Genomic DNA, 22,050 nt, shown 5'->3' on the forward strand with positions numbered 1-22,050 from the left:
GTGGTGGCGCTCCCGGAGACCCGGTTACGGGCGGGGGACGAGCCGACACGTCGCGAGTCCATCCTCGCCGCAGCCGAGTCGCTGCGGCGCGGCGGCCCGAACGCGGTCCTGCTCGCGGGCGAGGAGGGGTCGGGGCGCACCTACCTGCTCGAGGCCATCGTGGCCGAGATCGCGGACGAGGTTGTCCCGTTGCGGATCGACACGGGCCGCAGCCTCAAGCGCATCCCCTATGCCGCGCTCCTGCCGCAGCTGCCGGGCCTGACGGTGGACGAGGTCGGCGATCGGGTCGGGGTCCTGCGCGCGCTGTGGGGGCGCCTCCACCGTGCATCGGAGGAGTCCGGGCGCCCCGTCCTGCTCGTCGTCGACGACGCGCAGGACCTCGACGAGGGCTCGGCCGACCTCGTTGCGGAGGCCGTCGCGTCGTCGTGGGTCCGCCTGCTCGCGGCGGGCACCAACCGCAGCGGCCTGCCTGCTGACTTCCTCGCCCTCTGGCAGGACGGCATCGCCGAGCGGATCGAGGTGCCCCCGCTGACGCTCCTTGAGGCACAGTCGCTCGCAGAATCCCGGTTGGCCGATACTCAGAAGGGCGGGCGGCTGTCGGTGACGGCCGCCCGCGTGCTGCACCGGCTCAGCGGGGGCAACCCGCAGCACGTGGTGGCCATCGTCGACGAGGCGCGCGACGCGGGCACCCTCGTGCGTCTCGGGGGCCTGTGGCTCCTGACCCCCGCGTTCCACAGCCGCGGCGAGGCTCTCGCGGAGCGCGTGCGGGTCGGCCTCGACGAGCTCACGGCACACGAGAGGGAGTCACTGACCCTCGTGGCGCTCACCGAACCGCTCCCACGGCCCGCCGCCCGTCTCCTCGTCCCGCGCCCGGAGCTGGACCGCCTCGTGGAGAAGGGATGGATCGTCGAGGGCGACGATGCCGGCCTCCGCATGCGGTCGAGGCTCCAGGGCGATGCCGTGCGGGCGATGTCGACCCTCACACGCCGCCTGCACCTGTACCGGAGGGCACAGTCCGTGGCCCCGGATGACCTGGTGCGGCCGGCCAACGAGCTCCGGCTGCTGGAACTCGCGCTGGACGCCGGCGTGGTGATGTCTCCGGCCGACCTGTCCCGGGGCGCCGCCACGGCGGTGCGTCGTTTCAACAGCGAGCTGGCCCTTCGCGCCGCCGCCATGATCGACTCGGAGGCGGAACTCTCGCTCGCACGCGGGATCGTGGCACGGGCCCACGTCAACCTCGGGGCCCCTGAGGCTGCCCTGGCCGCCCTCAGGCCTGACCCCGCCAATCCCGCCGACGTGGCCGATCTCCTCGCCGGATCCCTCGTCAAGTTCACGGTGCGCCTCGCACTCGGCGACGTGGACGCCGTCGACCGCGACGTCCAGGCCCTCGAGGCGGCGGCCGACACCGCCGGCGCCGCCGGCGGATCCTCGCCGGCGGGTGCGAAGGAGGCTGTCCTGAGGCGCGCGCGCCTGCTCCGGGCGCTGGCGGCCGCGGAGCGTGCCGACTTCAGTGCGGTCGCCGCCGCCCTCCGCGACGACAGCCAGTCTGCTCACGGCAAGACCGCCCCGGAGATCGAGAGGATCGTCTGGAGCGTCCTCGAGTCCGAGGTCCAGCTCGCCGCCGGCAGGTACGAGTCCGCCGCAACGTCCGCCGGCCTGGCCCTCTCGGCACGGGGCATCGACGACGAGCACTTCCCCCTGACCGAGCACGCACTGGTCAGGTACCTGGCGGGCACCGTCCTGGCGGGCGACTGGCCGGGGGTCGAGAGGCTCGTGGGCTTCTACGAGACGGGCCATGCGAGGCCGCTCGTGGTCTTCGGCCCGGGGCTGGACTGTGCCCGCTCGTACGTGCTGCTGCGTCAGGGCAGGAGCAGGGAGGCCCTCGTCCTCGTCAGCGACGCCGCGCAGAACCTTGACTTCATCGATCCCCTCCAGCTGCGGGGTCTCGCGTGGTCGTTCGCGGCGTGGGCCGCGGCCGCGATCGGCCGTCCGGAGGAGGCGCGGGCGAGCCTGTCCCGCGCCGATGCCATGGCGGCTGTCGGCAGCGCCGCGATGCGCCGGCTCGCGGCACTGCACCGCGCCGGCGCCCGCGAGATGCTCGAGCCCCGGACCGGCCTGCCGCTTGTGCGGGCCATGGCGGAGGAGGACCGCGAATCCGGCCGCACAGGGTGGGAACTGCTCGCCCGCATCATCGGCTTCGAGCTCGGCGACTCGGACGAGGGCGGGCGCGGGGCCGTCCTCGCCGCAGACGCGCAGGGGCCGTGGGCGGCGGCCTGGGGGGCCTGGGCGCGGGCCGAGTCACGGGAGGCGTCCCAGACCGGCCGCGCCGCGGACCCCGACGACCTCACGCTGACCGCCGACGACTACCTGTCCGCTGGCGATCTCTTCCGTGACCTCGGGATCCTCCGCCGTGCCCGTGCCGCCTACGCGCGGGCCGCGGGGTGCCTCGATGCGCTCGGGAACCGGACATCCGCGCGCAGGGCTGCCGCGGCGGCCGCGGCGTGCGAGCACGCGGGGGAGGCCATCGTCGCGGGCGAGCGCGAAGAGGCGATCCTGGCGTCCCTCCGGCTCAGCGCGCGCGAGCAGGACGTCGTCGACCTGGCCGTGCAGGGCCTGACCGACCGGGTCATCGCGGACAGGCTCCACCTCTCGGTACGCACCGTCGAGGGGCATCTGCACCGCAGCTACGCCAAGCTCGGCATCCGCGGCCGTGACGAACTGCGCGACGCGGTCATCGAAGACCGCCCCTGACGCCCCGCCGGACCCGGTGCCCGAGTAGGGCCAGCGGCACCCGCCCGGGCGGCGGGAGGGCCCCAAGTAATGTCGTCCCGGCCCACTGAGTACCCGCCAAGGGTTCCACCGGGATGGCCCGATCCCAGCTCGCGTACCCGTTACTGGTGACCCCCGCCCGGCGCTGGCCTGTACTGGTGGAGGTGGGATCGGCACAGGCCGGACCCCTTCGGAAGCCGAGGTGAGACCCATGTCGGTAGGCGCCCAGCAGCACCCGGCGCACGGCAGCGCGCTTCCCGGAGCCCGCCACTGGCACATGGCCCGCCGCCGCTCCACCGCCCGTATCGCCAGGAGCCCCCGCGCGCAGGGCTGGCCCCGGCGCTACGCCGCGTACCTGCGCATCGCCGACGCCGTCGTCGTGCTCGCCGTGGTCGCGGTGTCCGTGGCTGCGATCGACCGGAGCGCTCGGGCCGCGGTTCCAATCGCCGTCCTGGCCTGCGCATGGCCGTTCGCGCTGGGCGTCTACGGCAGCCGAGAACACTCGGTGCTCGGCATCGGCGCCGAGGAGTACCGCCGTGTCGTCGCCGCCACGGTGCAGCTGTTCGCGGCGGTCGCGATCGCCGTCGTGATCCTGGACGGATCCCTTCCGGCGCGGGTCTTCGTCGCCGTGTTCGCGGGCGGACTCCCGGCCCTGCTCCTGATGCGCTGGGCCTCCCGACGGTGGCTGAGCCGCCAGCGCCAGGATGGGCTCTACCTGACACCGACGATCGTGGTGGGCGAGGCGGAGGACGTCCGCTACGTGGTGCGCCGGATCGCCGGCAGCGCAGGAGCGCCCTATGACGTGCTCGGGGCGGTCCTGCCCGGCGGGCGACGCGGCCAGGCCCTCACCGTCGACGGCGAGCGCCTGCCGGTGCTCTGCTCGACCGACGACGTGGTCCGCACCGTCGCGCTGAAGAAGGCCGCCGCCGTCATCATCGCCGGACCCGTGCCGGGCGGCAACCAGTACCTGCGCGAGCTCGGGTGGAACCTCGAGGCGCACGACGCCGAGCTCGTCCTCGCGTCGTCGCTCACCAACGTCGCGGGACCCCGGATCCACTGGAGGCCGGTGCAGGGGCTGCCGCTCATGGAGGTCGATCTCCCGCACTACTCGGGGGCCCGGCACGTGGTCAAGCGTGCCATGGACGTGGCCCTCGGCACGGCCGCGATCGTGGTCCTCGCGCCGGTGCTCGCGGCGCTCGCCCTCGTGGTGCGCCTCGATTCGCCCGGGCCCGTGCTCTTCCGGCAGGAGCGCATCGGCAAGGGCGGCCAGCCGTTCGCCATGCTCAAGTTCCGTTCGATGGTCCAGGACGCGGAGTCGCAGCGGGCCTCGCTCGCCACGGCCAACGAGGGCTCGGGGGTGCTGTTCAAGATCAAGGACGATCCCCGGATCACGCGCTGCGGGCACTGGATGCGCCGGTTCTCCCTCGACGAGCTGCCGCAGTTCATCAACGTGGTGCGCGGCGACATGAGCCTCGTCGGACCGCGGCCGCCGCTCGCCAGCGAGGTGGGGGAGTACGAGCGCTACACGCGCCGGCGCATGCTCATCAAGCCGGGCATCACGGGGCTGTGGCAGATCAGCGGACGCTCCGACCTGCCTTGGGACGACGCGGTCCGCCTCGACCTGTACTACGTGGAGAACTGGTCGCTCACCGGCGACCTCATGATCCTGTGGCGCACCTTCCGCGCCGTCCTGTCCAGCTCGGGAGCCTACTAGGCGCGCTCTGGCGCACTCCCACCGAATCCACACCCGATTCCACACCATCCACTCGCACCCGTCCGCATCCACGAAGGAGGACGCCCACGATGGCCGCCTCGCATCCTCTCGTCCACCTCAGTGACCGCCGGCCGGCGCCCCTCGGCGTCGCGGTCGTCGGAGCCGGCTACTGGGGGCCGAATCTGGCCCGGAACTTCTCCTGCTCGCCCGACTGGGAGCTGAGGGCCATCTGCGACCTCGACGTCGAGCGGGCCGCCGCGCTCGCGGCGCAGTACGGCGTCCCCGCGCTCGGCTCCCTCGACGAGGCCCTCGACACGGTGGCGCTCGACGCGATAGCGATCGCGACGCCGGCCCGCACCCACCACGGGATCGCCCTCACCGCGCTCAGCGCGGGGAAGCACGTCCTCGTCGAGAAGCCGCTCGCGGACCGCTGGGACAAGGGGGCAGACATGGTGCGGACGGCCGCTTCCTCGGGCCTCGTCCTCATGGCCGACCACACCTACTGCTACACGCCCGCCGTGCAGAAGATGCGCGAGGTGCTGCACGACGGCGACCTCGGCGAGGTCCTGTACGTGGACTCCGTGCGCATCAACCTCGGCCTCGTCCAGCCCGACGTCGACGTCTTCTGGGACCTCGCCCCGCACGACCTCTCGATCCTTGACTACATCCTCCCCGGCGGCCTCGCGCCCGAGTCGATCTCCGCCCACGGGGCGGATCCCCTCGGAACCGGCAGGGACTGCATCGGCCACCTCTCCTTCGACCTGCCCCTCGGGGGGATGGCGCACATTCACGTCAACTGGCTCAGCCCCACCAAGATCCGCCAGATGGTGGTGGGCGGCACCAAGCGGACGCTCGTGTGGGATGACCTCAACCCCCAGCAGCGCCTCAGCGTCTACGACCGCGGCGTCCAGCTGCCGCCGCGGCCCTCGCGCCGCGCCGCGGACCGCAAGGCCGCGGCCATTTCATACCGGCTCGGCGACACGTGGTCGCCGGCCTTGCCCGAGCGGGAGGCTCTCGGGCAGATGGTGGCGGAGTTCGCCGCCGCCGTCCGCGAGGGCCGGCCCTCCGCGACCAGCGGTGAGTCGGCCCTGCGCGTCCTGGGGGTGCTCGACGCCTCGACACGCAGCCTCCAGCGCGGAGGCGCCCAGACCGCCGTCGTGGGTGCGGCGCCGCCGGCCGAGGCGACGGCCGTGCTCGACGGTGAGCTCGCGGCGTCCTCCGGCCTCATCGACTCGACCCTCAGGGGGGCCGGGGCATGAGCATCCTCGCGGGGGCCTGTGCGCTCGTGACAGGCGGGGCCGGCACTGTGGGTTCGACCATCGTGGACCAGCTCCTCGATGCCGGCGTCGACCACGTGGACGTCCTGGACAACCTGACCCGGGGCCGCCTCGCCAACCTGGACCACGCGCTTGCCACGGGCAGGGTCCGGCTCATCGAGGCCGACCTGCGGGACCGGGACGCCGTCCACGATGCGACCGTCGGGAAGGACCTCGTGTTCCACGAGGCCGCCATCCGCATCACGCAGTGCGCCGAGGAGCCCAGGCTGGCGCTCGAGGTGCTCGTGGACGGCACGTTCACCGTGCTCGAGGCCGCCGCGCAGCACGGCGTCGACAAGGTGGTGCTCGCCTCGAGCGCGTCCGTGTATGGCCAGGCCGAGGAGTTCCCGACCGGGGAGCGGCACCACCACCACAACAACGACACGTTCTACGGGGCCGCCAAGAGCTTCAACGAGGGCCTGGCCCGCAGCTTCCGGGCAATGTACGGGCTCGACTACGTGGCCCTGCGCTACTTCAACGTGTACGGCCCGCGCATGGATGTCCACGGCCTGTACACCGAGGTGCTCGTGCGATGGATGGAGCGCATCGCGGACGGGCGGCCACCGCTCGTCTACGGCAGCGGCGAGCAGACCATGGACTTCATCTATACCTCGGACGTGGCCAGGGCCAACATCCTGGCCGCCGAATCGTCGGTCTGCGAGGGCGTCTACAACGTCGCGAGCGGGACCGAGACGAGCCTGCTCGCGCTCGCAGTCGCCCTGCTGGAGGCCATGGACTCGAACCTCTCGGTCGAGTTCGGGCCTGAGCGGACCGTCAACGCCGTGGCCCGCCGTCTCGCGGACACCGCCGCCGCGACCCGCGACCTGGGGTTCCGCGCCGAGATGCCGCTCGGCGCGGGCCTGCGCAGGCTCGTCTCCTGGTGGGCCCCGCTGCGCGAGGAGATCGCGGCGGCCCGGGTGGTGGCGGCGTCGTGAGCCAACACGTCGAGATCCAGCCCCCCGCAGCGCCCGCAGGCGAGCGGATCAACGTGATGAAGCCGTGGGTCGGCGCCGAGGAGGCGCGCGCCGTCGCCGACGTCATCGCGTCGGGGTGGCTCGCACAGGGGCCACGCGTGGCGGAGTTCGAGAGCGCGTTCGCCGCCGCGCAGGGCACGGCCCACGGGGTCGCGACGTCCAGCTGCACGTCGGCGCTGCACCTCGCGCTCCTCGTGGCCGGTGTGGGGCCCGGGGACGAGGTGGTGGTCCCCTCGTTCTCATTCATCGCGACGGCCAACGCGCCCCGGTACGTCGGCGCGGAGCCCGTGTTCGCGGACGTCGACCCGGCCACCGGGAACGTCACCGCGGAGACCGTCGAGGCGGTGCTCGGGCCCCGGTGCGCGGCGGTGGTCGTCGTGGACCAGGGCGGGGTGCCCGCAGACCTCGCGCCGCTGGCCGCGCTGTGCCGCGGGAAGGGGATCGCGCTCGTCGAGGACGCCGCGTGCGCCGCAGGTTCCACGTACCGCGGGAGGCCGGTCGGGGTGGGCGCGGACGTCGCCGCGTGGTCGTTCCACCCCCGCAAGCTGCTCACCACCGGCGAGGGCGGCATGCTCACCACCCCCAACGCCGAGTGGGCCGAGCGGGCCCGCCGCCTGCGGCAGCACGCGGCAAGCGTGTCCGCCGCCGAGCGCCACGAAGCCGTCCGCGCCCCCGCCGAGCAGTACCTCGAGCTCGGGTTCAACTACCGCATGACCGACCTCCAGGCCGCCGTCGGCCTCGTCCAGCTGGGGCGGCTGCCCGAGATGGTCGCACGACGGCGCGAGCTCGCCTCCGCGTACCGCGCCGCGCTCGCGGGGGTCCCCGGCCTCCGGCTCGTGGCCGACCCGCCGTACGGAACCACGAACTTCCAGTCGCTGTGGGCCGAGGTGGGCGACGGCTTTCCCCTGGACCGCGACGGGCTGCTCGACGCCCTCGCGGCGGAGGGGATCTCGGCGCGGCCCGGCATCATGGCCACACACCTCGAGCCGGCGTTCGCGGGGGCGGGGCACGCGCCGCTGCCGATCACCGAGCGGCTGGCCCGGTCCACCCTCATCCTGCCTCTGTACCACGAACTGGGGCACGACGGCGTAGCGCGGGTCTGCGACGCGATCGTCACGGCGTCCCGGGGCGGGGGCGGGCATGCCTGAGCTGCTGCTGGTCGCCGCGAGCGGGCTGGCCCGCGAGGTCATGGCGCTCGTGCGCGGCGGCGACCAGTACAACGTGCTCGGGATCCTCGACGACGATCCCCTGCGCACCGGGAGCGTCCTGGATGGCGCCCACGTGCTCGGGCCCCTGGCCGAGGCCCGCCGGCACCCCGCGGCGCGCCTCGTGGTCTGCGTGGGGAACGGCGCAGCCCGCGCGGACATCGTGCGGCGGCTGGGCATCCTCGGCTTCCCGCCCGGCCGCTTCGCAACGATCATCCACCCGAGCGTGTCGATCCCCGAAGGCTGCAGCGTGGGGGAGGGGAGCATCATCCTGGCGAACGTGGTCATGACGGCGGCGGTCACGGTGGGACGCCACGTCGTGCTCATGCCCGGCGTGGTGCTCACGCACGGCGACTTCGTTGACGACTACGCGACCTTCGCCGCGGGGGCAGCGCTCGGAGGGTCCGTCGTCGTGAGCCGCGCCGCGTACCTCGGAATGAACTGCAGCGTGCGGCAGCAGACGAGGGTGGGTGCACGGGCCGTGATCGGCATGGGCGCCGCCGTGGTGAGGGACGTCCCGGATGGGGAGACGTGGGCCGGAGTCCCGGCACGGCCGCTCGTTTCGCGCGGCCCCGCGGAGCCGGCGGAGGACGAGACATGACCATCCATGCACACCCGCGGCTGCGCCTGGCGAGGCAGCCCCATCCGCGGCAGGCCCGTCCCGACGCGCGCGGGCCGCTGGGGGTCCCGTTCGTGGACCTCGCCGCGCAGCAGGCGGAAATCAGCGCCGAGGTGGTGCCGCAGGTCCTCGACGTGCTCGCGAGCGGGGCGTTCATCGGCGGTCCGCACGTCGCGGCGTTCGAGGACGAGTACGCGCGGTTCGTCGGCACGCGCTCATGTGTGGGCGTCGCGAACGGGACGGATGCGCTTGAGCTCGCGCTGCGCGCGGTCGGGGTGGGGCCCGGCGGCGAGGTGATCCTGCCGGCGAACACATTCGTGGCGACCGCGGAGGCCGTGGTGCGGGCCGGTGCGCGGCCGGTGCTGGTCGACGTCGATCCGGAGTCCCTCCTGATTGACCCGCGCCTGGTGGACGGGGCGGTGGGGCCTAGGACGCAGGCCATCGCCCCGGTCCACCTGTTCGGGCAGACGGCCCCCGTCGAGGAGCTGCTGCCGATCGCGCTCGACGCAGGGATCGCCGTGGTCGAGGACGCGGCCCAGGCGCAGGGCGCCCTGCGGTACGGGCGGCCTGCCGGGTCCCTCGGCGACATCGCGGCGACGAGCTTCTACCCGGGCAAGAACCTCGGCGCCGCCGGCGATGCCGGGGCCGTCACCACCAACGACTGCTCCCTCGCCGAGCGCGTGCGGCTGGTGGCCGGCCATGGCAGCCGCGTCAAGTATGTGCACGAGGAGGTGGGATGCAACTCGCGCCTCGACGCCCTCCAGGCGGTCGTGCTGCGTGCCAAGCTGCGCCGGCTCGCCGAGTGGAACGCACGACGGCGCGCGGCGGCTTCCCTGTACTCCTCGCTTCTCGCGGGGGTTCCCGGGCTCGTGGTGCCGCGCAGCCGGCCCGGGAACGAGGACGTCTGGCACCTGTACGTGGTGCGGCTCATCGGCGCGGGGATGCGGGAGCGCGTGCAGGAGGCGCTCGCGGCAGCCGGGGTCGCCACGGGCGTGCACTACCCGACGCCCGTGCACCTCACGCGGGCGTTCCGGCATCTCGGGCACGGGCCCGGCGACTTCCCCGTCGCGGAAGCCGCGGCCGGGCAGATCCTGTCGCTGCCGATGTTCCCGCACATCACGCGGGAGCAGGTCCAGCGGGTCGCCGAAGCGGTCCGGGGGGCGGTGGCGGGATGCTGACGGAGAGCCCGGGCCGGGCGGGCGGGGCGCGGATAGCGCGCGGCGCGCTGTGGAGCGGAGTGAACACCCTCACGACGAAACTGGCGACGATCGCCGTCACGATCTTCGTGTTGCGCATCGTCTCGCCCCGGGACTTCGGCACCTTCGCTGTCGCGCTCGTCGTCTACACGGTGGTGAGCTCGTGCTCTGAGCTCGGCCTCTCCGCCTGCATCGTCCGGCGTGACCTCGATCCGCAGAAGGTCGCCCCGGCGGTCGTCGCCCTGTCGATCGGCAGCAGCATTGTCCTCTCGGTGGCGATGTTCGTCTCCGCCGGCCCTCTCGCCTCGATGCTGGGAGCGCCAGAGGCCGCAGCCGCGATCCGGATCCTCTCCCTGTCCATCCTGCTCAGCTGCACGACGACGGTGCCCACAGCGATGCTCACCCGCGATTTCCGGCAGGGGCGCATCTTCACGGCCACGGCCGTTGCCTTCGTCCCCTCCAACGCCCTGCTGGTCTTCCTTGCGCTCTCGGGCGACGGCGCTGTTGCCTTCGCGTGGTCCCGCGTGGCAGGGCAAGTCGTGGCCGGCGCCGTCGTCATCGCATCGGTGCGGCCCTGGTTCTGGCCGCGGTGGAACCGCGAGGCGGTCCAGCGCGCACTCGCGTTCGGGCTGCCCTTGGCGGGCGCGAACCTCCTCAACTACACGCTCCTGAACGCCGACTATGCATTCATCGGAGGCCTGCTGGGCCCGGCGCTGCTGGGCATCTACACCCTGGCCTTCAACATCGCGTCGTGGTCGACCTCGATCCTCGGCGCGGCGATCAACGGCGTCGCGATGCCGGCGTTCTCGGACGTCAAGGACAAGCCGGACCTCGTGCGAGCGAAGGCGCAGCACTGGCTCGCCGTCACGGGCCTCGTGGCCTTCCCGGTCGCCGTGCTCATGGCAGTGCTCGCACCGGACATCGTGCACGTGCTCTACGGTGATAAATGGTCTGCCGCGGCCCCCGTCCTGTCCGTGCTCGCGCTGTACGGCGGCGTCTTCGTCGTCAGCCTCGTCGCGTCCAACCTTCTGGTGGGTACCGGCCACGCTGGCTGGGTCTTCGTCATCCAGGCCATCTGGCTCAGCTTCCTCCTTCCGACCGTGCTCCTCGGCGTCTCGGCCATCGGCCTCGTCGGCGCCGCCTACGCGCATGTAGCGGTGATCACCGTGGTGGTCGTCCCCGCCTACGGGTACGCCCTGCGCCGCGTGATGGCCAGCCCGTGGCGTGCCGCTGGGGGGTCGCTGGCGCTTCCCGCGACCGCTGCGCTCGCCGCAGGCGCTGCGGCGGCACTGACGGCCCTCCTCCTCCCCCCAGGGGTCCCGCGGCTCATGGGGGCCGGCCTTGTTGGCGGCGCGGTGTTCGTGCTGGCCGCTGGTCGGGCGATCCGCCGCCACGTGCCGGGGCGGCGCGTCGGACCGAGCGCGCCGGGTGCCCCAGGGCATGCAGAGACTGCCGTGCTGGAGGGCCAGGAATGAGCTCGAACCAAGCGGGAGGACCGCCGCGCCTCGTGTGGTTCCGCAGCATCCGTCCGGGACTCCCACCGTTCCTCGCCGGTCATCTCTCCGAGCAGGTCCGCACGATGTCGAGGTTCTTCGATGTCCATGTCCTCGACGCCATGGGCGACTATGACGAGGTCTGCGATCGTCTGGAGCCGGACCTGTGCCTGTTCGAGTCCGGGGTCTACGTGGGTGAGCGCGGGATGACGAACACCTCGGCCCACCCCCAGGTTCCGAAGCTCGGCTTCCTGCACGCCGATGCCTTCGACGCCTCCCGTGCCGCATTCGTTGCCGACATGGAACGGTGGGGAGTGACCTCGTACTTCACGACGTCGATGTCTATGGCCGACTACACGCCAGAGGTCGCGGACCGGCTGTTCGTCTGGCCCAACATGGTCGACGCCGAGACGTACGCCGGGGTCGCCCCGGACCCGATCGTGCCGGTCCTGTTGACCGGGAGCCGCGCCCGGCACTACCCGTGGCGGAATGCTGTGGGGCGCGTCCTCGAGGAGAACTTCACGACGATCACCATGCCCCACTTCGGCTGGGCCGGCGAGCATGGAACCGAGCGCATGGCCTGGGGACACGACTACGCGCGTCTGCTGGGCGCTGCAGCCTTCGTTCCCGCGTGCGGAACCGTCGCGAAGGACTTGGTGCGCAAGCACCTCGAGATCCCGGCCGCGGGCGCGTGCCTCGTGACCCAGCGGACTCCCGCTGTCGAGGCCGCGGGGTTCCGCGACATGGTGAACTGCGTCTTCGCCGACGCAGATGACATCGTGGAACGGCTCGAGGCGCTTCTGGCCGATCCGGACCTGCTCGCCGGCATCACGTCGGCAGGCCGGGCGTGGGTCCTCGGGCATCACACCGGGCTGCAGCGCGATCAGGTGCTGCAGTGGTACAGGATCGTCCGCGATCACGGGACAGGCACCACCATGTCGCAGAGCTGGCCCGACGGGCGCCTCGCGCCGGTCTCGAGCGGGAGCGGACCGCGGCCGCGTCCCCTCGTTGTCGACGGGCTCGACCGACGTGACATCGCGGCCGGCTGGGAGGCCCTCGGCCGCCGTGATCCACTTGCTGCCGAGCACGCGTTCGGCCGTGCGCTGAACTACTTCTTCATCCCGGAGGCGGCAGTGGGCATGGCGCACTCCGCGCTCCAGCGGGGCGATCCGTCGGCCGCCCAGCAGTGGGTGTCCCGTCTGCTCGTCACATCCTTCTCACACTTCCGCGCGCACGAACCCGACCCCGTCTTCTGGGCGTACCAGATCCGGGTCCACCTGTGTGCTGGCGACGTACCGTCCGCGGTCGACGCGGCGAGCCGCTATCCACGGCTGAGCCATCCCGAGCTCGACCGCATCCGCGCTGCGGTCCTCGCGATCAGACCGCGCGAGCGCGCAGCGTCTGATATTGGGAGGCCTGCCCCCAGACCGTCCATCGCTCCTCCCCCTGAAGCCGGCGACCGCGCGTGGACGTCCGAGCTGGCGTTGATGATCGAGGCCTGCAGGGCGGCCCGCACGGGTCTGGCCCGCGCGGTGCCCGCTGTCCTTCCCGCACTCCCTGGCCCCGTCGCCACGGCCTGGGGACGCGCCCGCGGCGCGGCTCTCCTTTCCCGCCACATCGCGGGCCGGGTACGGTCCGCGCCCGTGGCTGCGCTCCGCGCACGCCTCGCGCCGCTCAAGAGGCGCCTCGTGGGAGACCCCGTGTCGAGGGAAGTCGCGGCAGTCCTCGAAGACGAGCAGGTGTCCTCGGCCGTCCTCGTGGGGGCAGGACAGCGTTCCCGGGTAGCCCGTGCGGTGCGGGAAGCACTCGCCCGCAATCCGCAGGTGCAGCACGTCGACGAGGTCGACCGGCTGGACGCTGGCGACACCCGGCAGACCGGTCTCCGGCAGCTCGTGCTCATCTCCCGGGCGGCCTGGCCGCTCGTCGGGGGACTCGGGCCGCTGCTCCGTGCGATGGTCGTGGTCCTCGAAGGCACCGTGACGCCGGACGGCGCGCAGACGCTCGAGGAGCTGCTCGCGGCGGGGCGCTTCGCCGTCGTCGTCCATGAGCCCCGCTACCAGGACGGATGCGCCGTGCTGCGGCGCGTCGCGGCGCCCCACCGCACAGCGGAAGCGAGCGGGCCATGGACAGCCTGACGCATCCGGTCACGGTGCGGCCCCTCCCCACCGCGGCACCGCCACCGTCCCGCGCTGAGCGCGTCTCCGTGGTCATCCCGTGCTTCAACTATGCGGACTACCTGGCCGACGCGGTCGCGAGCGTCCTCACGCAGGAAGGCGCAGACCTCGAGGTCATCATCGTCGACGACGCCTCCACCGACTCGAGCCGTGCCGTGGCGGACAGACTCGCGACGGCGAACGCGGGAATCACGGTCCTCGCACACGGGTCCAACCGGGGCCCTGTGGCGACCTTCAATGACGGGTTGGACGCCTCAACGGGGGACTATGTGATCCGCCTTGACGCGGACGACCTCCTGACCCCCGGGTCGGTGGCCCGCGCCCTCGCCCTGTTCCGGGCCTTCCCGTCCGTGGGGATGGTCTACGGCCATCCGGTGCACTTCTCTGGCGCTCGGCCGCCACGCCACCGCGACCGTCCCCAGTCGTGGCACGTGTGGCCCGGCACCGAATGGCTCGCGGGACGGTGCGCGTCTGCCACCAACGTCATCACCTCTCCCGAGGTGATGATGCGCACCTCCGCGCTCGAGTCCGCGGGACGGTGGCAGCGCCCCCTCCGCCACACCCACGATTTCGAGCTGTGGCTCCGTCTCGCCGCGGTGAGCGACGTCGGCCATCTAGGACGGGCAGACCAGGCGTGGCACCGGGTCCACGCGAGAAGCCTCTCCGCCTCCGTGGAGCCACTCGAGGACCTCAGCGAACGGTGGGCTGCCTTCACCGCGCTCTTCGGTGCCGACGGCCCCGACATCGAGGACGCCCCGGCGCTCGCGCACCGCGCCAGGATGGCGCTTGCCCGCGAGGCCGTGACCTTGGCCAGCCGCGAATTCGACCGCCGTCGGGGGAATCTGACTGCCGCTGCTGGATTCCGCAGGATGGCGATCTCGCTCGTCCCCGACCCGCGGGCCATACCCGGCTGGAGCGGGCTCGTGCGCAGGATGCGGAGAGGACCGGCGTCGGCCTCCCTCCTTGCCATCGCTCCACGGGTCTCCCGGCGACTGAAGGCACGACTCCGTGGCGCCGAATGGCGCTACCGGGGGGTGAACTAGATGGCACCCAGGACGGATCCCGTGCGAGCCCGCATGGAGGGGCGCGACATCATCGTCCTCTCCGCGGCGAACCGCTGGAAGGGCATCCCGATGGCGGACCAGCAGCTCGCGGCAGCGCTCGGCCGTCGGTTCCCAGTACTCTACGTCGAGCCCCCAGAGTCGGCTGCGACCCGCGCGAGGAGCGGGGGTCCCACCGCGGCTCTGCGGCGAGACCCGGTCGAGGTGGTCGAGCCGGGCGTGATCAGGTTCACGCCCGAGGGCCTGCCCGGCCTGTACCGTCCGGGCATCGCTGCGTTGAACGCGCGCCTGTCCGCGCTCCAGGTCCGCGCGATGCTCAGGCGCCTTGGCGCTCGGCCCGCGGCCTGCCTCGAAGGGAATGTGATGGTGCCGGTCATGGGCCGGATCGGCGAGCGCTCCACGGCGTACTGGGCCCAGGACGACGCCGCCGGGATGGCGCCGCTTATCGGAGGCCGGGCACACGCGTACGCGCGGGCCGAAAGGAGGCTGGCTGACGACGCACACGTCGTCATCGCCGCGAACCCCGTCGTCGCGGAGTCGCTCACCACGCCGTGGCGGCGGCCCGTGCTCATTCCCTTCGGCTGCGACGCGGCACACTTCAGCGCCGCCAGCTCGGCGGGCCCCGCACCCGAGGTCCACCTCGAGCGCCCGTACGCGGTGTTCATGGGGCACCTCGGTGAGCGCATCGATCTGCCGCTTCTCGAACGGTTCACCGACGACGGCGGACGCCTCCTCCTCGTGGGGCCCCTCCACCCGCGCGGGGACGCTGACGCCTTCCGCAGGTTCGCGCACCGCGCCGGGGTCCAGTGGGTCGGAGCGGTCGAGTTCGGGCGCCTGCCCCGGTACCTCGCCCAGGCCGCGGTCGGCCTGGTGCCCTACAACCGCTCCAGGTTCAACCTGGGCAGCTTTCCGCTGAAGGCCCTCGAATACCTGGCGGCGGGCCTGCCGGTCGTTGCCACGCCGCTTCCTGCCATGGACTGGATCGGCGGACCGGACGTGCACACCGCGGACGGACCGGAGCTGTTCTCGACGGCAGTGCGCAAGGCCATGTCCGCGGGCCGCGACGAGGCATCGGACGAGCGTCGGCGGGCCTTCGCCCGCAACCACAGCTGGGATGCGCGGGCCCTGACGGTCCTGGAGACCCTCGGCCTCGCCGCACCGCCGCACCACAGAAACGGATCGGAGGCGGCACCGTGACGATGCTCGACCACGTGCTCCTGACCCGCTTCAATCTCCCCTCGCCCGGCTATGAGGAGTCCGTCCGCACACGCGACGGATGGCTCGAGACGCGTGTGGGGCTCTTCGAGCGGTACTGCCTCCCGTCAGTGCGCGCTCAGGAATGCCGGGAGTTCGCATGGGTCGTCTACTTCGATCCCGAGAGCCCCGCGTGGCTGATGGAACGCATCCACGGCTGGCGGGACACACTGACACCGCTCTTCAGACGCGCCGTGCGCCCCGACGAGCTGCTCGCGGACGTTCGCGAGGCCTCCGGCGGTGCCGGCGATCGGCTGCTCACCACGAACCTGGACAACGACGACGCGTTGGCGGCCACCTTTGTGACGAGGGTTCAGGACGTGGCGCGGAGGGCAGGCAGCGCGCCGACCGCGATCTATCTCGCTGAGGGACTCATCGGTGCCGGTGACCGGGTCTACAGCCGGACCGACCCGGCCAACGCGTTCTGCAGCGTGTCGGCTCCCTGGGCGACCGCGACGACCTGCTGGGCCGACTGGCACAACGAGCTCGGCCGAAGCATGCCCGTCGCACTCGACTTCGGCGACCCCGCCTGGCTCCAGGTGGTCCACGGGACCAATGTCAGCAACCGGGTGCACGGCGTCCTCGCCAGCCCCGCGGCGTACGCCCCCCTGTTCCCGGATCTCTTCGATCACCTGCCCGAGCCACGTCTGGCGGACCGTGCGCTCGATGCGGCTCTGGCCCGCCCCCTCCGGCTGGCCCGTGACACGTGCCGTGGACTCGTCAAGCGCGCCGTCGTCACGGTGGCGGGTCGCGCGGCGTTGGACCGCATCCGGTACCGGTTGCGTCAGTGGGGACCCGCTAGGGGGCGTCTCCGGAAGGGGTAGTGGAACATGAAACTGAGGACGCTCGGACGAGCCCTACTGCGTCGATGGTACGTGGCCTTGGCTGGCCTCGCCGCGTTGGCGGGACTGTGCAACGCCGTCTATGGCATGGTCCCCGTGGACTACAAGACCACCGGGAGTGTGGTCCTTCTGCCCTCGGCAGAGAGCATGGGCAAGGGCACCAATCCCTACCTCTACCTCACGGGCCTTGGACAGGCGATGGACGTTCTGACCCGACGGATGGCCGCCCCAGACCTGGTGGCGCGCCTCACGGTGGGCCACCCGAGTGCCTCGTACACGGTCCTCCCCGACGTGACGTCCGGCAGCTCGATCCTCGTCGTGACCGTCAAGAGCCGCTCCGGGGCCGACGCGCAGGCGACGATGGCGGCGGTCGTTGACGCGGTACCCGTCGAACTGGCGGCGATGCAGGAAGAACTCAAGGTCCCGGCGGCCTCGAGGATCTCGTCGATGCCGGTCGCGCAGCCCACGGACCCCATCGCCGATGGAAAGCCGAGGCTCCAGGCCACCGCGGGTGCTGGTGCGGCCGGGCTGCTCGTCGTCCTGGTCTTGACCGCATTCCTCGACGGGCTGCTGCTGCGGAGGTCCGGCCGCCGGTCCGTGCGGACGGATAGGTCCCCGCGCAGGATGCGCCAGGCCGCCATCGGAGCAACCGGCTCCGGTCAAATCAGCGGGGCGGAGGAACCGGACCGGGTCCTCGTTCCGGTGTCCGCCGCAGACTCGGCCCGACGCCAGAAGCACCAGGTCTGACGGTGAGCGCCGCCGATGTCCTCCTCTGCATCGCCCGGCGGTGGTACGTCCTCGTCCTCGGCGTCCTCCTGACCTGGGCCGGATGCACCGCGGCGGCGCCCGGGCAGCACGTCTACTCGGCCCGGGCGTCCGTGGTCTTCCTGTGGCCCGGATCGGGACCGGTGTCGCCGACTGACGACACGGCCGTGCCCGCCCTCGTGAACTTCGCTGCCCTGGTCCGTCTCGCCATGCCCGCGGTCACCGGGGGCTCAAGCGACGGCGGTGCGTTCGGAGGCTCCCTTGTCGGAGCCGAAGTCCGCCAGGGGTACACCGTGGTCCTGCCCAACTCGGGTGGGCAGTGGAGCCAGTCGTACAGCCAGCCGGTGCTCGCGATCGAGGCGGTGGATGCGACACCCGAATCCGCGGAACGCCAGCTGACGTCGATCATGAGGCAGATCGACCGGACGACGTCCGAGCTCCAGACCCGCCTGAACGTCCCGGTCCCTGAGCGCGTCACGACGACCGCCGGGTCGGCCAATATCGACGTCGTCGACGGCGGAGTCAATCCCGGCACCCGGCTGCGCGGGGTGGCCGCGCTCGCAGGTCTCGGATCCTTCCTGACCATCGTGGCCGCGGTCGTGGCCGACCGCGTGGTCACGCGCCCCCGGAAGGCGGGGCCGCGGAGGCCTCCGGCGGTCGTGAATGAACCTGTGGGGAGCTTGAGATGAGCGTATCTCCGGACCGCACGCGGCGGCCCATCGATGCCACCAGCGTCCTGACGCTGTTTCTCCTCATGTGCGCGGTGCCGACCTCGCTGACCTTCACCGCCATCGGCGCCCTCGGACGGCCCGTCATCCTTGTCGCGTTGGCGATGTTCGCGTGGTGGCTCGGGCACAGCATCCAGCGTCCCTTCGGCGACCAGGCCGACCGACAGCCGATGCGCTGGCTCCTAGGAGCTTTCGTCTGCGCCGTCGTCGTCAGCTACGCCGCCGCAATGCTTCGGGGACTTCCCGGCACCGAAGTCAGCCCGGCTGATACGGCGCTGCTCCGCGTCGGGGCCTGGTGCGGGATCTTCCTCGTTGCCCACGACGGACTGAGCACGTGGGCCAGCCTTGTTGCCGTGCTGCGTCGGGTCGTGCTCGCAGGCACGCTCATGGCGATGCTGGGCCTCGCGCAGTTCGCCACGAAGAACTCCCTCCTTGGATGGTTCGTCGTTCCCGGGATGAGCGGGGACGGCGTCGGCATCGACCAGCGCGGGGGATTTGTGCGGGCGGCCGGGACTGCGTCCCACCCGCTCGAGTACGGTGTGGTCCTGTGCGTGACCCTCCCGCTGGCGGTGGCATTCGCGATGGCGGACCGGGATCGCCCAGTGGTCCGCCGGTGGTTCCCGGCAGCGGTCATCGGGACGGCGTCGGTGCTGTCGGTCTCGCGCTCCGCCCTGATCGCGGTGGCCGTGGCCATGCTCGTCCTGGCGGCATCGTGGACGCGGCGCCAGAGGATCATCGCGGGCGCGGGTGGGGTCATCCTCCTGGCCGCGGTGTACGTCGCCGTGCCCGGTATGGCGGGGACACTCCTCGGGATGTTCACGGGCGCATCGCAGGACCCGAGCATTGCCTCGAGGGTCAATGGCGCCGATGTCGCCTTCGCGATGGCTGGCCGGCTTCCCTTTTTCGGGCGCGGATTCGGCACACTGCTGCCAACGTACGTGTACCTCGACAACCAGTACCTCGGGCTCCTGGTCGAGCTGGGATTCGTGGGGCTCGGTGCCGTCGTCGTGCTCTTCGCCACGGCCGCCGTGGTGAGCTGGCGCGGACGGCGGCTCGTGCGGGTGCCACTGCGGGCGAAGCTGGGCGCGGCCATCGCGGCCGGCGTCTGCTCGGCAGCCGTGACGTTCACGTTCTTCGACGCGCTCTCGTTCCCGCTGTCCGCGGCGTTCATGTTCCTCATGCTCGGGCTGGCAGGCGCCTACTGGAGACTTTCGAGGGCCGATGCCCACGTCCCGTCGGCGCAGGCCTTCAACGCCGAGCCCACGGCCGCCTCGCTCGATCCAGGGAGGAACTGATGCGTGCCCATCGCTCACGGGCCTGGATGGCCCTTCTCATCGTGGTCGTGGCGCTGGTCCTCCCCGTGGGCGCGTCGGCACCCGACTGGGCCGGCGAGAGCAAGGTGCTCGCCCTACCCCGGATTCCCTGGGAGGGAGGTCCCGACTATTGGAAGCAGTTCCCCGCCGCCGATGCCGCAGGGTGGTCCAGCCCCGACTTCTTCCCGATCGTCGCCTGGTACAACGGGATCAGCTCCGACAGTGAGGCGCAGTACGACAAGGGCCTCGGAATCAACACCTACATCGGTATGGACGCGTCGACGCCGTACAGCCTCTTTGTCGACAACGGCATGTACTGGATCGGCCCCGCTCTCAATGACACGTTCACGAGCGCGAGCAAGAACTGGGTCGGAACGTTCCTGGACGATGAGGTCGACGGCAGGTACACCCCCGAGCAGGGCAGGGCGCACCTGCGCGAGCTCTCCCAGGCGGCCCGGGCGGACGGCCGCTTCGCCTACACCAACTTCACGCAGTCGGTGCTCAGCAGGGACATGCCGGCTGCCGACGCCGAGGCCTACGTGAACGACTTCACCGACGTCGTGTCGGTTGACATGTACTGGTACACGGTGCCCTTCTGCAGCGCCGTCCCCTACCGCGAGAACTACCTCATCGCGATCCCACAGAATGGGTGCCGTTCCTCGGCGGCCTATGGGACTGCAGTGACGATGCTCAGGGAGCGGGACGCAGCCGACGGACGGCTGCAGCCGCTCTGGCAGTTCGTCGAGGACCTCAACGGCGGCCCGGGGGACCAGCCCTTCACGGTGGACATCACCCCCGCGCAGCTGGAGGGTGCCGTGATGAGCTCGCTGATCGGGGAGGCCCGGGGCATCGTCTACTTCAACCAGAGCCTCAGCGGACCGTGCCAGGGGGGAAGCATCCTGCGGCTCTCGCAAGTGGAGCAGGACTTCTGCGGCGCCGGCCAGACGGCTGCGGTCGGCCGGATCGATGCTCTCATCAGACAGCTCGCCCCTGTGCTGAACACCCAGTCGTTCGCCTATTCCTTCGGCCCGGACCTGCGGACCATGTTCAAAGTATCCGGGGACTCGGCGTACATCTTCTCGATGATCGGTGCGGGAACGTCCCCAGGGCAGCGCTCGTTCCATCTGCCCGCGGGAGTCACGGGCCGGACGGTCGAGGTAATCGACGAGAACCGCACCATCCCGGTGGGGGCCGACGGCGCGTTCTCCGACAGCTTCGGCGGCGAGTCCGCCTTCCACGTCTACCGCGTGCACCTCTGACCGGCGGGGCACCGCCGGGGGTGCCCCGCGCCGCGCCACCCCCGCGCTCGTCAGGATGCCGCAGTCGCCGCGAAGACTGCGCCGGCGGGGACCGTGAGCGCGAGCGCGTTGCCGTCGATCTGCGGCGGGACGGCCTGGACCACCCCACCCGAATCAGGTGACGCCACCGTGAGGGTGGGTGCGGACAGCCCTGCGGCGCCCGAGACGAGGACGCGGACGTGCGCCGCCGTGCCGCCATGGTTGACGCCGACGACCGTCATCCGGCCGTCCGCCGACGCGAAGGCCTGCACATCCATCGCCCCCCCGCCCGTCTCCGCCTGGGTCGACGCGATGTGCACTGAGCCCGGGGGGATAGCGGTGAGGAGGAGGGAGAGGACATCGAAGGTGCGGCGAGGCACGTAGCTGCCCGTCGCGGCGTCGTACTTGAGCGCGCCCCAGTAGCCCATCGACCCGTGGTGCTCGTAGTAGCCGTCCCAGGCGTCATAGAGCTGGGCCCCCGTGACGCCTTGGCCAATGAGAGCGAGCAGGTCGCTGGCCATGGACTGGGCGTGGTCCCACGTGTCCGAAGGCTGCGTGCCGGTGTCGCACCCGCTGCACGGCGCGTTGAACTCGGTGGCCCACACGCCCTTGGCGGCGGCGCGACCCTGGGCGACGAAGTCCGGCACGGAGCCGGCGCTCCCGTCGTAGCTGTGGATGCCGATGCGCGCGGTCTTGTCCACGACGAACGAGTCGGACAGGATCGCGGGAAGGTAGGCGGTCCGGGCCTCGTCGGGACTCGACGTGTCGGGAACCACGAAGCGGACGTCTCCCATTCCGAGGGCGTCCAGCCGGTGGCCCAGGCTGTCGAGCAGCCGGGTGAGCTGCTGGGGGTCGGCCTTGGGCCCTTCGATGCCATTCCAGTCGGATTCGTTGAGCGGGCTGATGAGGTTCAGTGTCAGATGCTTTTCAGTCCGGCCATAGTCTAGGAGCGAGGCGATCATGCGCACCCAGTAGGCCTCCTTGCTGGCCGGGATCGAGGTGCCGCCCATCCAGTCGGGAACGCCTCCCATGACGCTGAGGGAGACGGTCTGGCCGGGGAACGACTCGATGTAGGCGACCGTGTCCCACAGGTCCTGCATCTTGGGGGACTCATAGATCCTTTGGTCATAGGCAGCGTCGATGGTGTTCGGGTCCCCGACCTGCGCGGGCTCCCAGTCGGCCTTCTCGATGATGACGCGCCAGGTCAGGGGACCGAGGGCGGCATAGCGCTCGATCGCGGGCTTGAGCTGCCCGTTCTTCCAGCTGTGCACGTTGGCGTTGACGCCCAGGCCAGTCATCGTCTGTCCAGGCCGGCTCGGATCCACGGAGATGTCACCCGGCGCCGTCGCG

General features: G+C 71.7%; 17 protein-coding genes. 16 read left to right on the forward strand and 1 reads right to left on the reverse strand.

The genetic code is table 11. The features are described 5' to 3' along the window. From SCMU_RS06485 to SCMU_RS06560, 16 genes are all read left to right on the forward strand, one after another. A complete protein-coding gene (locus SCMU_RS06485; RefSeq protein WP_229232202.1) occupies positions 1-2,751 on the forward strand; it encodes an AAA family ATPase in 2,751 nt (916 codons plus the stop codon). A 229-nt stretch (positions 2,752-2,980) separates the two neighbouring features. Next, positions 2,981-4,483 (forward strand): sugar transferase, encoded by a 1,503-nt coding sequence (locus SCMU_RS06490; protein WP_229232203.1) that lies wholly within the window; start codon positions 2,981-2,983, stop codon positions 4,481-4,483. An 89-nt stretch (positions 4,484-4,572) separates the two neighbouring features. Beyond that, positions 4,573-5,742 carry a Gfo/Idh/MocA family protein gene (locus tag SCMU_RS06495; RefSeq protein ID WP_229232204.1) on the forward strand — a complete coding sequence of 390 codons (1,170 nt, stop codon included), beginning with the start codon at positions 4,573-4,575 and terminating at the stop codon, positions 5,740-5,742. Beyond that, on the forward strand, positions 5,739-6,734 hold the full coding sequence (locus SCMU_RS06500) for an NAD-dependent epimerase/dehydratase family protein (protein ID WP_229232205.1): 996 nt from the start codon (positions 5,739-5,741) through the stop codon (positions 6,732-6,734). Before SCMU_RS06495 ends, SCMU_RS06500 begins: the two co-directional genes overlap by 4 nt. Before the next feature lie 56 nt (positions 6,735-6,790). Beyond that, a complete protein-coding gene (locus SCMU_RS06505) occupies positions 6,791-7,921 on the forward strand; it encodes a DegT/DnrJ/EryC1/StrS family aminotransferase (RefSeq protein WP_443020272.1) in 1,131 nt (376 codons plus the stop codon). After that, the gene (locus SCMU_RS06510) at positions 7,914-8,579 is read left to right on the forward strand and encodes an acetyltransferase (protein ID WP_229232207.1); all 666 of its coding nucleotides are present in this window, start codon (positions 7,914-7,916) and stop codon (positions 8,577-8,579) included. The genes SCMU_RS06505 and SCMU_RS06510 overlap by 8 nt, the downstream gene beginning before the upstream one ends. Further along, positions 8,576-9,775 carry a DegT/DnrJ/EryC1/StrS family aminotransferase gene (locus SCMU_RS06515; protein WP_229232208.1) on the forward strand — a complete coding sequence of 400 codons (1,200 nt, stop codon included), beginning with the start codon at positions 8,576-8,578 and terminating at the stop codon, positions 9,773-9,775. The genes SCMU_RS06510 and SCMU_RS06515 overlap by 4 nt, the downstream gene beginning before the upstream one ends. Continuing rightward, positions 9,769-11,268 carry an oligosaccharide flippase family protein gene (locus SCMU_RS06520; protein ID WP_229232209.1) on the forward strand — a complete coding sequence of 500 codons (1,500 nt, stop codon included), beginning with the start codon at positions 9,769-9,771 and terminating at the stop codon, positions 11,266-11,268. The genes SCMU_RS06515 and SCMU_RS06520 overlap by 7 nt, the downstream gene beginning before the upstream one ends. Beyond that, positions 11,265-13,421 carry a glycosyltransferase gene (locus SCMU_RS06525; protein ID WP_229232210.1) on the forward strand — a complete coding sequence of 719 codons (2,157 nt, stop codon included), beginning with the start codon at positions 11,265-11,267 and terminating at the stop codon, positions 13,419-13,421. Before SCMU_RS06520 ends, SCMU_RS06525 begins: the two co-directional genes overlap by 4 nt. After that, positions 13,409-14,503 (forward strand): glycosyltransferase family 2 protein, encoded by a 1,095-nt coding sequence (locus SCMU_RS06530; RefSeq protein ID WP_229232211.1) that lies wholly within the window; start codon positions 13,409-13,411, stop codon positions 14,501-14,503. Before SCMU_RS06525 ends, SCMU_RS06530 begins: the two co-directional genes overlap by 13 nt. Then, positions 14,504-15,718, forward strand: coding sequence for a glycosyltransferase (locus tag SCMU_RS06535; protein ID WP_229232212.1), 1,215 nt, complete (start codon positions 14,504-14,506; stop codon positions 15,716-15,718). It begins immediately after the preceding gene. Positions 15,719-15,720: 2 nt separating this feature from the next. Further along, positions 15,721-16,599 carry a glycosyltransferase gene (locus tag SCMU_RS06540; protein ID WP_229232952.1) on the forward strand — a complete coding sequence of 293 codons (879 nt, stop codon included), beginning with the start codon at positions 15,721-15,723 and terminating at the stop codon, positions 16,597-16,599. A gap of 6 nt (positions 16,600-16,605) precedes the next feature. After that, positions 16,606-17,364: a hypothetical protein gene (locus tag SCMU_RS06545; RefSeq protein WP_229232213.1), complete on the forward strand. Its 759-nt coding sequence runs from the start codon at positions 16,606-16,608 to the stop codon at positions 17,362-17,364. Positions 17,365-17,366: 2 nt separating this feature from the next. Next, positions 17,367-18,071, forward strand: a complete 705-nt coding sequence (locus SCMU_RS06550) for a hypothetical protein (protein WP_229232214.1) — start codon at positions 17,367-17,369, stop codon at positions 18,069-18,071. Further along, positions 18,068-19,405 carry an O-antigen ligase family protein gene (locus tag SCMU_RS06555; RefSeq protein ID WP_229232215.1) on the forward strand — a complete coding sequence of 446 codons (1,338 nt, stop codon included), beginning with the start codon at positions 18,068-18,070 and terminating at the stop codon, positions 19,403-19,405. Before SCMU_RS06550 ends, SCMU_RS06555 begins: the two co-directional genes overlap by 4 nt. Then, positions 19,405-20,682 carry a hypothetical protein gene (locus tag SCMU_RS06560; RefSeq protein WP_229232216.1) on the forward strand — a complete coding sequence of 426 codons (1,278 nt, stop codon included), beginning with the start codon at positions 19,405-19,407 and terminating at the stop codon, positions 20,680-20,682. The genes SCMU_RS06555 and SCMU_RS06560 overlap by 1 nt, the downstream gene beginning before the upstream one ends. Positions 20,683-20,732: 50 nt before the next feature. Here the strand turns inward: SCMU_RS06560 and SCMU_RS06565 are convergent, their stop codons facing one another. Next, positions 20,733-21,998, reverse strand: a complete 1,266-nt coding sequence (locus tag SCMU_RS06565; protein ID WP_229232217.1) for a glycoside hydrolase — start codon at positions 21,996-21,998, stop codon at positions 20,733-20,735. Positions 21,999-22,050 lie beyond the last annotated feature (52 nt).

The sequence above is a fragment of the Sinomonas cyclohexanicum genome, from assembly GCF_020886775.1.
Classification (GTDB): Bacteria; Actinomycetota; Actinomycetes; order Actinomycetales; family Micrococcaceae; genus Sinomonas; species Sinomonas cyclohexanicum.